We start from the raw sequence: 13,958 nt of genomic DNA, 5'->3' as shown, positions 1-13,958 counted from the left end.
AACAACTACAACGCAAAATTTTCGCGCAATTCACACAATGATTCAAAAACTGAAAAAACGGGCACGCAGCTTCAACGGCTTGTTCTGGCTCACGGTTGCCGGGCCCACCTTGCTCGCCTTGGTTTACTTCGGCCTCATGGCATCAGATGTTTACATCAGCGAAAGCCGCTTTGTCGTACGTAGCCCAGAAAAACAAGCCGCTTCACCATTGGGACTGGTGTTGAAAGGCGCGGGGTTCTCCAGCAACCAGGGCGATACCTATACCGTGCAAGACTACGTGCTTTCGCGCGATGCGCTCAAAGCCTTGAACGATGAACTCGGCCTTGGCAAGGCTTTTGGCAGCCCAAGCGTTGACCTGTTCAGCCGCTTTGGCGCAATCGATGGTGACAACAGCTTTGAGGCACTGCACCGCTACTACCAGAAGAAGGTATTAGTACAAACCGACAGCACCTCATCCATCTCCACCCTGACCACCCGCGCCTTCAGCGCAGAAGCAGCAGTTAACGCCAACAGAAAGTTGCTGGAGCTCAGTGAAACCCTGGTCAACCAAATCAACGAACGTGGCCGCCAGGACATGATCAAGTTTGCAACCGCCGAAGTCGCCCAGACCGCAGCCAAAGCCAAGGCGGCCGGGCTACAGCTCACCGCCTTCCGCAACAGCAACGGCGTGATCGACCCCGAGCGACAAGCCACCGCCCAGCTGCTGCAAATCACCAAACTGCAAGACGACCTGCTGGCCACCACCACCCAGTTGGCTCAGCTCAACGCGTTTACTCCTGCCAACCCGCAAATTCCCGCCATGCAAAACCGCGCCAAGGTACTGCGCGCAGAAATTCAAAAAGAAAACGCCAACATCAACGGCAACCAAAAATCACTGGTCAACAAAGCCACCGACTACCAGCGCCTGGCCATTGACCGTGACCTCGCGGAAAAGCAACTTGCCAGTGCCATGGTGTCGCTGGAAAGCGCCCGCAATGAAGCCTTGCGCCAACAGGTGTACCTTGAGCGCATCGTGCAGCCCAGCACGCCAGACATTGCCACCGAGCCACGGAGGTTGCGCAGCATCTTTGCCACCTTCATGTTTGGCCTTCTGGCCTGGGGCGTGTTGGGCATGCTGGTAGCCGGTGTGCGTGAGCACCAGGACTGACACCAGAGCCACTCACTATGCGAGGCACACACCGTTCCACACTGCTGCACTCCTGGGCTATTCAGCGCCGGGTGATTGGCGCGCTATTAATTCGCGAGAGTTTGACCCGCTATGGCCGCCACAACATCGGGTTCTTGTGGTTGTTTATTGAACCCATGATTTTCACGGTCGGTGTGACTGCGCTGTGGACTTTTTCTGGCGCGGGGCACGGATCCAACTTGCCTATTGCGGCGTTTGCTGTCACAGGTTACTCGTCGGTCTTGCTCTGGCGCAATATGCCTGGCCGCACCATTGGTGGCCTTGGGCCCAACATGCAGTTGATGTACCACCGCAATGTACGCGCCATTGATGTCTTTTTGGCACGCCTGACACTTGAGGTGTTGGGCGCCACCATGTCATTCATTGTGCTGTCGTCACTCTTCACGTTTCTTGGCTGGATGTCGCTGCCAGAAGATATTTTGAAAGTGCTGTTTGGCTGGTTCATGCTGGCTTGGTTTGGCACTGCCTTGGCGATTTTTCTGGGTGCCATGAGCGAGCGCACAGAGGTGATTGAAAAAACCTGGCACCCGGCCTCCTATCTGCTGTTTCCGTTGTCTGGTGCGGGGTTCCTGGTGGACGCGTTGCCAAAAAACGCGCAAGACATCATCTTGTTGCTGCCTATGGTGCATGGTGTTGAGATTCTGCGCGAGGGTTACTTTGGCTCGGCCATTCATGCCCACTACGACATGGTTTACATGGCCATTGTCAACGCCATACTCACGTTGCTTGGCCTTGCCAACACCCGCATCATCAGTCAGACAGCGACTCCCAAGTGATTGAAATTACCAACGTCAGCAAACACTACCCTACTCGCCATGGCGAGGTGGCCGTACTGCAAGACATCAACATGACCGTTGCACCCGGGGAAAAAGTAGGCATCTTGGGCTGCAACGGTGCCGGAAAATCAACGCTTATCCGCTTGATTGGTGGCGTTGAACAGCCTACTCATGGCTACATCAAACGCGGCATGAGCGTATCGTGGCCCTTGGCCTTTGGTGGTGGTTTTCAGGGGCGGCTGACCGGGCTGGACAACCTGAAATTCATTTGCCGGGTCTATGGCACACCCATAGAAAACAAAATTGCCTTTGTTGAAGACTTTGCAGAGCTGGGTCGTTATTTTCGCGAACCTATTGAAACCTATTCTTCTGGCATGAACGCACGCCTGGCGTTTGCCATTTCCATGGTGATTGACTTTGATTGCTTCTTGATCGACGAAGTGGTGGCCGTGGGCGACAGCCGTTTCCAACAAAAATGCCACGACGAGTTGTTTGTAAAGCGCAAAGACCGCGCCATGATCTTTGTCTCCCACAACGACAACTACATCAAAGAACACTGCCAGCGTGCCGCTGTACTACAGCAAGGCAAATTACACCAGTTCAATGACGTAGATTCTGCTCTGCAGTTCTACCACCAGTAGCCCCATCGACCCCATCACACAGCACACACGCCATGAAAGTCATTCTCACCATTGGTAGCCCATATTCTGGCTATCAGGCAGTTGCAAGCCTGCTCACCCAGGCCGGGGTTGCCAGCACCCAAGCCAGCAACAAGTCCGGCCTAACCCCGCAAACCCTGCAAGCGCAGTTGTTGCGCAGCCATGAAGTAGACCTGCACGCCAATACACCACTGGCGCAAGTGCAGCCCGGCAAGTTATGGAGCGAACTGGCCACAGACCTGTTTCTAACCAATATGCAACACCCCAATTGGGGCTGGGCCGACTCCCAAAGCGCGGTGTTGATGGACTTTTGGCACGACTTTGACTCCCAAGTCAGACTGCTGCTGGTTTACAACTCGCCTGCCAACTGCCTGGCGCAGGTGCTAAGCCAAACTACCCAGCCCACTGCTCAAACAGTCAACGCCGCGCTCGATGAGTGGGCGCGCTGGAACACCGCCCTGCTGCGCTACCTGCACCGTCACCCAGACTACTGCCTGCTGGTTAACAGCCAACAAGCCACTGAGCAAGCGCAACTTTTCTTACCTGCGGTGGCAGCGCACTGGCAACTCAGCGGGCTGCATGCCTCTGCCATGAGCCCATCCAGCCAGCCAGACTATCAGCACCTGCAAGCCCACCTGATCAACCAACTCATTGACCCGCTGCACCCTGCTTGGGCACTGCAGCAGGAACTTGAAGGGGCTGCACTGCTGACCGGCGAATCCGACACAGACATCAAAACACAAGCTACCCCAAGCGCCAGTGATGCTTGGGCAGACTGGTCGCGGGTTCGCTCCAATTTAGTCCAGCTTGCCGACGAAAATGTAAAACTGATAGCTACCAGCGCTGATGCTGTAAGCGCCCAGAAACAATTAGGTACTCAACTCATAATTGAAGCGAAGGCAAAGACCGAGCTGCTGGCACAGCGCGACCAACTGGTCAAAGAAAATGCGCTGCTCACCCAGGCACGCGATGCATTGTTGGCCGAAAAGCCCCAACTTGATCAACTAGCCCAGGCCAGCGCGGAAGCCGCCGGGCTCAAACAAGAAAATGAACTCTTGCTACTGCAACTGCACCAGGTGCAAGAAGAGCTCGAGTCACATTTCCTCCAAAATCAAGCCCTCAGCCCTTTGGTCGGAGAGGTAGATCAGCTCAAAAAAGACCTGGCAAACACCCAGGTGCAGCGCGATGCGCTTTCAAAAGCCAAGGTCGACCTTGTGAGTACCCGCGACACCCAGGTCAAGTTGCTTCAGGATCGCCAACACCAACTGGAATCAGCCCAAAAAATCCAAGACACCGCCCAAAAAACCCAGGCGCAGAACATCAAACTCATCACAGAGCTACAAACCAGCATTGCTGCGCTGCAAACCCAAAAAGACCAACTCAGCAAAGAAAAGTCTGCGCTCAGTCATGCTCAAGTCGCCCTGCAAGCTGAAAAGGCGCAACTGGCCCAACAACTCGACCAGCAAAAAGTGCAGCTATCTCAGGCCGCGCCAGTCGGCACTGAGGTCACCGAGTTCAAACAAGAAAACGAACTCTTGCTGCTGCAACTGCACCAGGTACAAGAAGAGCTGGAGCACTACTTCTTGAGCTACCAAGAGCTTGAGAAAAACCACAATACCAAAGCCACCAGCTTTGTCACCGACTTCTGGCGCATGCACCAGCCACAAGAACTGCTGATCAGCATGCAGCATGACATAGCAGGCGGCAATTGGTACCCGGCTGAATCTGATGGCCGTTGGGCCGGCCCGGCGACCTTGTCCACCCTGCAAATGCCGCCAGTGCAGCCCGGCAACTACACGCTGGAGCTTCACATTGTGGATGCCATGAACCTTGGCATCGTCACAGAACTGGTGGTTGAAACCTTGGGCCAGACCCTGCCGGCTGAGGTTTTTTACCCGCTCTACAAGGGCGAATACCCGCTGATTTGCAAGGTTTCACTCAACATCTCCCAGGCGGCAGCCCAACAAGCCTGGCAAGTCAACTTGCGGTTTCCCCAGACGGTATGCCCAGGGGATCGCGGCTCTGACGACCATCGCCACTTGGCCTTGCGCCTGCGCGCCGTGAAACTGGTCAAACAATCATGAGCAGCTACCCGTACCTCAACGTTTGGCTGCAATGCCTTTTGCAGCTTGCCCCCCCCCGTGGCCTGGTGCACATTGGCGCTGGCGGCGATGCACGGCAATACCCTTTTGCCAGCATGCCACGCTTGCTGGCGGTAGAGGCAGATGCCCAGCAACACGCCCGCCTCAATGCCCAATTGCACAACCATGCCTGTTGCCAAGTCATGCAGGCAGTGGTAGCTGGCCAGCCTGGCACCGCAGACTTTTACACGCTGAGCCAGTCGCTTGAGAGCGGCCTGTGCGCGCCTGCGGCACTGCAGGCGTTGTGGCCCAACATCAAAGCGCTGCGTGCTGAAACCTTGCCAGCCATCACACTGCAAACCCTGCTTGAGCAAACGCCAGACGGCGCAGCAGCCTACAACTGGGCTGTGATTGACTGCCTGCCCGCAGATGAGTTGCTGAAAGGTGCAGGCGAACTCATCCATAGGTGGGACGTATTGGTGGTGCGCGCACTCAAAGACGCCCCTATACCCACCAACACAGCCGTCCAAGGCACGAGCCTGCCGGCATTGCGTGAGCAGTTGGCAGCCTTCGGCCTGGAGTTTGTCGCCATGGAAGAAGAAAACCACCCCAAAATGGTGCGAGCCCTCTTTGTCCGCAACCCCACGCAACAAATTGCCAAAGACAAAGCGGAGCTGACCGCCGCCCGCGACGCACAAACCAAACGCGCAACAGAAAGCCAGTCGGCACTGACGGCCCTGCAAACCCAGCACGACAGCCTGGCACAAGAAAAATCAAAACTGATAGCTGACAGCGCAGATTTGGCAAAGGCTAGAGACCAATTAGGCATACAAAAAGAGTCAGAAGCCAAAGCAAAAGCAGAAGCACTGGCGCAGCGTGATGCCGAGACCAAAGCTAAAACCGAAGCCATCGCCCAGCGCGACGCAGAAGCCAAGGCAAAGTCGGAGGCCATTGCGCAGCGTGATGCCCTGGCCAAAGACAAAGCGGCTCTGACCACCGCCCGCGACGAACAAGCCAAACTCGCAACCGAGCGCCAAACAGGGCTCACAGCCCTACAAACCCAGCAAGACAGACTGCACCAAGAGAAAGTAAAACTGATAGCTGACAGCGAAGAGCTGGAAAGGGCTAGAGACCAATTAGGCATGCAAAAAGAGGCTGAAGTTAAAGCCCGGGTCGAAGCCATCTCCCAGCGGGACGCCGAGGCCAAGGCCAAAGCCGAAGCACTGGCGCAGCGTGACGTAGAGGTGAAAGCCCGAGCTGAAGTGAACGCCCAACGCGATGCAGAGACCAAGGCCAAAACTGATGCGATTAACCAGCGTGACGCTGAAGCCAAGGCAAAGATTGATGCCATCGCCCAACGAGACGCGCTTGCCAACGACAAAGCCGCGTTAACGGCTGCCCGCGATGAACAAGCCAAACTGGCCGCAGAGCGCCAAACCGCCTTGGCAACCCAGCAAAAAGATTCAGGCAGCAATCTGCAACGCCTACAACAACTGGAAGCCGACAACCAAGAATACGCTGCCCGCCAGCACATGTTGCAAGAAGAACTCATCAAAGCAGAAGCCCAGATCGACCTGATCAAAGACCTGCTGTTGCGCGAACCGGGGTTGTAAGCCATGCCAAAAATCCGCAAATGGCTCAAAAAGCGCCGCTACCAACCCACCTTTGCACTAGAAAAGATAGCTGCTAGCGCACAGCCCATAAGGGCTAGAGCCCATTTTGATGCTACAGATGTGACCAGCCACCTGGTGCCCTATGACGAAAACCTGCTGGAGCGCAGCCGCACCCAATGGCAGTTTGGCGACTGGGAAAGTCTGACCCAGCTAGAGCGCGACACCCTACAACACCACCCCGACCGCGCCAAGCTAGCTCTGCTAGCCGCCGCGGGCCACAGCGCCCAAGGCAACGCCGCAGAGGCACGCCAATACACCCGCCTGGCCATGGACTGGGGCTGCAGCAAACGGCTGGTCAGCCAGATACTTATAGCGGGTGTGCACAACACCCTTGGGCGGGCTGCTGCCGTGAGCGGGCAAGCGCAAAGAGCGATTAAGCACTTTCAGGCGTCGATTGCCACGGGTTCTTCTGGTAGCGATGGGCGATTACTCACCCAAGCTAGGGTAAGCGCGCAATTGGCTCAGTTAGGGCTGCCTGCAACGAGCATTCAAGGGCAAATAAAATCAATAGCAGACGCCCCTCTGTACTGACCTAACCCGTCGGCAAGAGTCGATTCTCGATAAACACACAGTACAGCGTAAAACTGAGAACGTTATCGGTATTAACTCCGAAAATTACAAGCATCAAAATGAAATCTGTCACACAAACCCGTAACGCTGACTCCCCTCTCAAACTGGGCAATAACGCCATGCGCCAAGGCGATTTTGTTAACGCCGTGCGCTACTACACTCGCTCACTAAAAGAATTCCCGGGTCTGAGTAAAAGTATCGCCGCCAACTTAGCCTTCGCGCGACAAAAATACTGTAACCATCGCGTAGATAGTAAACCACAGCGCGCTGCCGTCTGTGGGTGGATTAATATTCCTAATACTACCGACCGCGTCAATACCCTAGTTAAGTTGTACGAAACATTCGTTGATGTTGAAATAATTGTCGGGATTAATTCTAGAGATGGAATTGAAATGCGAGATCCTAGTTTCACAATAAATAACAATTACCATTTGCTATTGATTGGGAACGGAGCCAATTTCATAGAGGAAGCAATAGATTTTGTGATTGATCGTCCATATGACATCATTCACTTGATAAAACCACTTGCTACCAATTTATTACTTGGTATATTATACAAGCTAATTTGGAATACAAAGGTATTAGTCGACTTTGGCAAAAATGATATCAATTTGCTAAAAAATGAATCATTAATTAATAATAATAATATTATCAATACTGATTTCCTAGAACTAAAGGACCTACTTGAAGAAAAATGGGTTGGTTTGGCTGCAAGACTATCCTTGGGTTTTGATTGTTGTACTTTTTCTGAAGAAATTTCAAAAATAAATTACGCAGGTAAAGACCTATTATCCTCGACACAATACAAGAAAGAGCTTTTCATTTCAAATGAAGATTATTTACTTGAAATTAGTTCTAACAAATTAAAGTTAAACGTAGCTTCAATTGATTTCGGGTTGGAATTCAGCATTAGTATTTCCAACATGATTAAGACACAAACAGGATTGCTGCCCGCCATATATCAAAATCAAGTTGATTACAATCTTCTTATCAAGAAAAAAAATGATTTTAATTCCCTAGAAAAAAATTATTTTTTTACTGCAAATAATAGCGGCTTAGTTGAAGAAAAAGAGTCTGGCTGGAATTCACTATTTTCCAATTTGGTAAATTTTCGCCCATCTAAAAGCCACTATACACCTAGTCTAGTTGATGAAAATGCATCACTTCGAAACTTTGGTGCTTCATTTTTAGGGCCCGTATTAGCTTCATTTTTTTCAAAATTTGGGAATGAACTAAAAGATATAGATAGTTCAATGAACTTAAATTTCTTGGCTAGAGAAGGCTATTTTCTTGAGTCAGTTTACAAAAAACTTGTTGAGAAAAAATTAATTAAAAAATTCAATAGTAATTATTTGCTATGTTCAAGAACTTTTCTTTTTAAAATTTCATTAGCCAAGCCCGAATTGTGGCCCAGGGTGCTAGGTCATCACTATGCTGGAAATATTATTGAGTTTTTCAAGAATAGATTTGCATTTACAGATAAAGAGATAGTAAATATTGTTAACTCCTCTTTGCTGTTAAAGAATAATGCAGAAAAGCGCATCGAGTTGCCTCTCGAAAAAGATTTTGTTTTATCAATATTTAAAGAGGCTAACTCTGCAATTTTAAATATAGTAAAACCTAAATTACGTTTGTATTTGATTTATTTGGAAAAAATAAATTTTGGAAAATCAAAGGAAGAGCATGTTGTAGATTTAGGATACGCTGGTACGATTCAAACACTTCTTTCTTATATTTCAGGCGTGCGTACTACAGGCCACTATTTTATAACAACAAAAAAAGCTACTAATGAAAATTTAACATCCTTTAAAGGCTATATCTACAATAATATTAGTTTTGGTGATGAAGAACCACTACTTGATCGCTCTTTATATTTGGAGTCTCTCTTAACCGCTCCACATGGTTCTGTTGTTGACATTGATTTTATAGATAACAAAATTTCTTTTTTGTTTGGCATGGAGACAACAGCTCAGAATAAGTTTAATTTAATAGAGCTGATAGTAGATGGTGCAGTTGAGTATGTTGAGACAGCGATGATGAAAAATATTGTTATGAATAGTGGTGACTTAAGTAAATATTATGGCAAATTTGTTTCAAATGCGGGCAATTTCCCAACGAAAACATGGGATTTATTTGAAATGGACGATGCAATATCTGGCTTTGGGGTAATTAACCCATTTTATTTCTTTAATAAAGTTTGAATTATGAATAAGTTAATGGACGCAGCGATTGAGCTTGGTTTATTCGACCGGATTTGGTATGAGTCGCAGCATAAACTCCAATTTACATCTGACATAGAAGCGTTTGATGATTATTTGAGGAAGTCACCATATTCAGATATTTCGCCAGCATCAACATTCGATACGATTTCATACTATGAAAATTATCCAGATGTTTATGAATCAGGTATGTCGGCACTTGAACACTATATTAGCCATGGTCGGTTAGAAGGGCGGAGTTGCTTCCCATTGCGCCCATTATGGGTGCCAAAAAATGATCTTACTGCGATAAGCCATTCTGTTCTGCGTAAGGGGAGATATGCTGTCGTTCTTCACATTTTTTACCCTGATTTTATTGGGAAATTTAATGATGCACTAATTGGTGTAGATTTTAAATTTGATCTATATATAACTACTACAAATCCAGACGTTCCTGGTTTAGCAAGAGAAGTTTTTTCTAAAAATATCTGTATTAATGAAATTAACATAAATATAGTACCAAATCATGGCAGAAATTTTGGTCCGCTCCTAGTTGAATTTGGAAAAAAATTGCTTAGTTATGATTATTTTTGTCATTTGCATTCAAAAAAATCATTATATTCTAGTAAGGAACAAGTACAATGGGCCAATTTTCTGATCGAGTATTTAGTTAAGGATAAGCAAGTTTTATCACGTGCCTTGAATATACTCGAATCTAATTCGAAATATGGGATTTACTATCCGACTTCATTTTGGAATCTGCCCACATGGGTTAATCATTGGTTAAAAAATAAATCTTTAGGTCGTAGTTATTTGAAAAGTGAATACGGTATAGATGATGTTGATAATTTTCTTGCATACCCAGTTGGTGGTATGTTTTGGGCTAGAACAAGCGCACTCAAGCCAATTTTAGAGAAAACTTGGAATTACGTAGATTTTCCTTGTGAGCCACTCCCTGCGGATGGAAGTTTATTGCATGTGATCGAAAGAATAATTCCCAAAGTTGCTAAAAATCAAGGTTATGACCAGTTTTTTTACAACCCATCTACTGGTCAATTTACGGATGATTCAAAGTATATATTTAGGCCTTATTTGGTAGGTAATTTTTTACGATTAAAGCAATCTTTATTAAGAAATGACATTATTTCTTTTGATATTTTTGATACGGTGGTTAAGCGTAGTTTTTATGAGCCTGATTACGCTAAATTTAATTTCCCAAGTCGACTGGGTTGGAATATTACAGGCGAAGAATTTGTAAAAATAAGAAATTCAATTGAGCTGGATATACGTATTAAAAAACAATATCTAGGTGATGTTGATATTGTTGAAATATACACGGAATTAGTAAATTCATTAAATCTCGATTATGATCCTGTTGACATGGCCGAATTAGAATTTCAAATAGATTTCGAATTTCTTGAAAGAAAGGATGTAATTGTTGATTTAATTAATTATTTGGCGAATGAGGGAAAATCAATAATTTTTATATCGGATACATACTACTTGGACCGACAAATCAAAAAATTATTATCTAAGATTGGCGTTAAATGTGACTATGAACTACTCTTATCTTCGTCTCTTGGTCTGAGGAAGGATAACGGTTCTATGTGGGAAATGCTTGACAAACGCTTAACTGAATCTGATAAAAAATCAAAGTTCATTCATGTCGGAGACAATGTGTGCGCGGATTGTCAAATTTCTGGAGATTATGGAATTTCATCATTCCACATTCTTGGCCCTATGGATAAGTGGGATGCTATGGATTTTCCATCCATTAAAGATAGTTTTTCTATGGAAAATCCGAGCATGGTTTTAAAGTGGGGGCAGATCGTTAGCCAAATAGGATCAAATCCTTTTATTTGATTGTGAATTTATCGTGACAAATAGAAAGTTATTATTACATTTTGGCGGTCCAAAAACTGGATCTAGTGCGCTTCAAAATTTTTTCAATGATAATTCTGAGTTGCTAAAGTTAGATTTAATTTATTATAATAACTCTAACTTTATGAAGGATGAAATAAACTCAGGGAATGGGTATCATTTGTTTTTATTATTGAAATCAAATGATTACTCAAATGAAGATCTTGATAAAATGCTAGATAGCTATATGGGTCTTAATCCTCAAGGGCTATCAATATGCTCGTCAGAATTATTTTCTTTTCTTGAGGAAACTGAACTTGAAAAATTATTTTCTTCTTGCAATAGAATTTGCATTGATTATAAAATATTATTTTTAGCTAGGTCTCCGATAGAGTATTGCATCTCTAATTATAGCCAATTGGTCAAGCGGCACGGGGAAGTTAGAACGTTGTTGGATTACTTGAATGATGCAAAGTATGATCATTTTAATATTTTAAAACTATTAGATAAATTAGTGGCAAGTGATAGATTAGTTGTTCGTCATTATGACGATTTAGCTAAGAAGAATATTGTTAAATTTTTATTTGATGCAGTTAATATTTCATACAGTTATGAATCGCTGGATGATGGAAAAATAATTAATAGAAGTTTTTCAGTAAAAGAGCTTGATTTAATGCTTCTGCTCAATAAAATTTTGGGCGCTAAGTATTCCAGAGAGATATCTGATTTAATTCTTAGTAGCAATGAAAACTCGAGTTGTGATTTATTTGATCTTGCTACGAATGAAGTTAAAGAAATTATTAAAATTAAGTTTTTAAATGAAGTTGAGTGGCTTAATTTTAAATTTAATTTAAACATTAAAATTAACATGAGTGAGGTGAGTCATGCTGATGTTTTTGGAATTAAGACGCACACACTCCCAAGCGAAGAAGATTCTATTGAGAGGAGAATACTTTTATGGATTGCTTCTGAGTTGGCAAATTCTGAAAAAGTTTTTTTTAACAAATTCAGAGATGAGATTAATTTTCTTGTTGCAGATCGGTCCTTAATGAGTGACATTGGGATACCATTAGATTTTAACCCGGTTGTATATTTAATACTAAATCCAGATTTGATTGAAAACCGGGTTAATCCATATTATCACTATATAAATTTTGCAAAAAATGAAATGCGTAAGTATAAATATTTTTAATGGTGTTTGCATACCCTGTTTTGAGAAATTAGTTAAGCGACACCTTCAAAGTTGTTTTTATTATTAATAATTTACCTCATGCATTCAGGTAAAATTGTTTTCATTTTTTAATATTGCAACAAATACTTAGATTTTATTGATGCTTACTAACTTAGGTTATTGAATATAATTCATTAAGTTCTATAATAAAAAACTTGCAATATGAAATTAATTTGTATTCTTGGCATTCACCGGAGCGGAACATCTGCCATGGCGGGTTTCCTCGCGAATGTGGGTTATAACGCCGGAATATCATTACTACCAGCAAATGAATTCAACAAAAAGGGCTACTTTGAAAGTAAGTTGATTGTTGGCGAACATGATCGTTTGCTGGAATCGCTGGGGTATACATGGCAGGATATTCGCCCGCTACCGCTGGACTGGCTGCAGCAAGCCGGTATCGCTGAGTCAAAAAATCGGCTGGCTCATATTTTTCAGTTTGAGTTTGCCGGTGACCATCCCCTGGTGCTCAAAGACCCCAGGCTTTGCCGCTTGCTTCCCCTTTGGCAGGGTCTTTTTGATGAGGTCGGCATAGCACCTTGTTATGTTTTGGTGCTACGCAGGCCCGAGGAGGTCGTGGCCTCTTTGCTGCACCGCGACGGTATGCCGGTTAACAAGGCCATGTTGCTTTATCTGGCATATTTGCTCGATGCCGAGCGCTACACTCGCAAATATCAGCGTGTAGTGGTCCGATATAACGCGTTGCTGCAGGATTGGATTCCCCTGCTGGCGGAACTGGATTCTGCTTTCGACCTGCAGCTAGGCGAACTGTCCCCCGCTGTGGTCGAGCAGGTATCGCAATTTTTGTCACCTTCCCTCAAACATTTCAACGCCGTGCCGGGCCAGCAAGCCGCCCCGGATGTTGCCGCCCGGTTGGCCGAGCGGCTTTACAGCGCTTTGGCTGCCCCAAGTGAGCAGACTGATCGCGAGATGGATGACATCCGGGCCTCGTTCGAGCAGCATCTGGCCTCACTTGAGCCATGGTTGAGTGAGGCGGCACAGTTGGAGCGGTTGAAACAAGAAGTTGTTCGCCCTGGACCGCTTTTTCATAAAATCGCGGGGCAGGGTGCAATGGCGCAGTTGTTCTGGCGTGACGTGGGCGGAGGTATTTCCGAAGCCCAATCTGTCCGCGCCCCCCTTGCCTTTGGCGACGGTATGCAGTGTTTGCGTTTCGCGCTGCCTGCCGCCGTAAGCAACGTTGGTGGTCTGCGCCTGGACATTTCTGATCGGCCCGCCTCATGCGAGATAGTCGGGCTGCGGGTAGTGGATGCGCAAGGCGGCCCGGTGTGGCAATGGCCTGCTGGCACGCAAATGTTTGAACACTGTTCAAAGGATATGCGGCTGATCGACCCACAAGACGCTTGTGTGTCGTTGCGCGTGGTTGTCACCGGCGGCGATCCGTATGCAACGCTTTGTATTCCTCAACCGGTAGTTGATCAACTGGCAGAAGGATGGTCTGTGCTTGTGGACGTTTCAGTTGCGCTATTGACGGCGAGCGTACCGCCCTTGCTCGATCTCGCGGCGCAACGGCGCCAATCACTGGCCGAAGCACACTCGGCCTTGCAAGACATGGCGCTAAAGATGGCTGCCACAGCCAAGTTGGCCGAAGCGCAGCAAGATCAATGTCGAACAGAACTATTGCGCGCTGAGGCTCAAATCGAATTGCTCAAAGACATTTGGTTGTCCGATGGTCGTGCCGAAATTCTTTAAGTAACCAAATTTAG

At 46.6% G+C, this 13,958-nt stretch carries 10 protein-coding genes; all 10 read left to right on the top strand.

Translation table 11 applies throughout. From position 1 onward, the window contains the following. Positions 1-37 precede the first annotated feature (37 nt). The 10 genes from J8G15_RS01415 to J8G15_RS01370 all read left to right on the top strand — a co-directional run bounded on the left by J8G15_RS01415 (position 38) and on the right by J8G15_RS01370 (position 13,944). On the top strand, positions 38-1,147 hold the full coding sequence (locus tag J8G15_RS01415; protein WP_210545500.1) for a hypothetical protein: 1,110 nt from the start codon (positions 38-40) through the stop codon (positions 1,145-1,147). Positions 1,148-1,164: 17 nt separating this feature from the next. Further along, positions 1,165-1,962, top strand: a complete 798-nt coding sequence (locus J8G15_RS01410) for an ABC transporter permease (RefSeq protein ID WP_210545497.1) — start codon at positions 1,165-1,167, stop codon at positions 1,960-1,962. Further along, positions 1,959-2,603 (top strand): ABC transporter ATP-binding protein, encoded by a 645-nt coding sequence (locus J8G15_RS01405; RefSeq protein ID WP_240538406.1) that lies wholly within the window; start codon positions 1,959-1,961, stop codon positions 2,601-2,603. The genes J8G15_RS01410 and J8G15_RS01405 overlap by 4 nt, the downstream gene beginning before the upstream one ends. A gap of 32 nt (positions 2,604-2,635) precedes the next feature. Continuing rightward, positions 2,636-4,705 carry a hypothetical protein gene (locus J8G15_RS01400; protein ID WP_210545495.1) on the top strand — a complete coding sequence of 690 codons (2,070 nt, stop codon included), beginning with the start codon at positions 2,636-2,638 and terminating at the stop codon, positions 4,703-4,705. Next, on the top strand, positions 4,702-6,315 hold the full coding sequence (locus J8G15_RS01395; RefSeq protein ID WP_210545494.1) for a hypothetical protein: 1,614 nt from the start codon (positions 4,702-4,704) through the stop codon (positions 6,313-6,315). The genes J8G15_RS01400 and J8G15_RS01395 overlap by 4 nt, the downstream gene beginning before the upstream one ends. A 3-nt stretch (positions 6,316-6,318) precedes the next feature. Beyond that, the gene (locus J8G15_RS01390) at positions 6,319-6,906 is read left to right on the top strand and encodes a hypothetical protein (RefSeq protein WP_210545492.1); all 588 of its coding nucleotides are present in this window, start codon (positions 6,319-6,321) and stop codon (positions 6,904-6,906) included. Between the two features lie 98 nt (positions 6,907-7,004). Further along, positions 7,005-9,146: a hypothetical protein gene (locus J8G15_RS01385; protein WP_210545491.1), complete on the top strand. Its 2,142-nt coding sequence runs from the start codon at positions 7,005-7,007 to the stop codon at positions 9,144-9,146. A gap of 3 nt (positions 9,147-9,149) precedes the next feature. After that, positions 9,150-11,006: a rhamnan synthesis F family protein gene (locus J8G15_RS01380; protein ID WP_210545489.1), complete on the top strand. Its 1,857-nt coding sequence runs from the start codon at positions 9,150-9,152 to the stop codon at positions 11,004-11,006. 13 nt (positions 11,007-11,019) lie between these two features. Continuing rightward, positions 11,020-12,195 (top strand): hypothetical protein, encoded by a 1,176-nt coding sequence (locus J8G15_RS01375; RefSeq protein ID WP_210545487.1) that lies wholly within the window; start codon positions 11,020-11,022, stop codon positions 12,193-12,195. A gap of 249 nt (positions 12,196-12,444) precedes the next feature. Then, positions 12,445-13,944 (top strand): sulfotransferase family protein, encoded by a 1,500-nt coding sequence (locus J8G15_RS01370; RefSeq protein WP_210545486.1) that lies wholly within the window; start codon positions 12,445-12,447, stop codon positions 13,942-13,944. Positions 13,945-13,958 lie beyond the last annotated feature (14 nt).

The organism is Rhodoferax sp. PAMC 29310, assembly GCF_017948265.1.
Taxonomy (GTDB): domain Bacteria; phylum Pseudomonadota; class Gammaproteobacteria; order Burkholderiales; family Burkholderiaceae_C; genus Rhodoferax.
The sequence above is the reverse complement of the archived record's forward strand: the minus strand, read 5'-3'. Positions and strand labels throughout refer to the sequence as shown.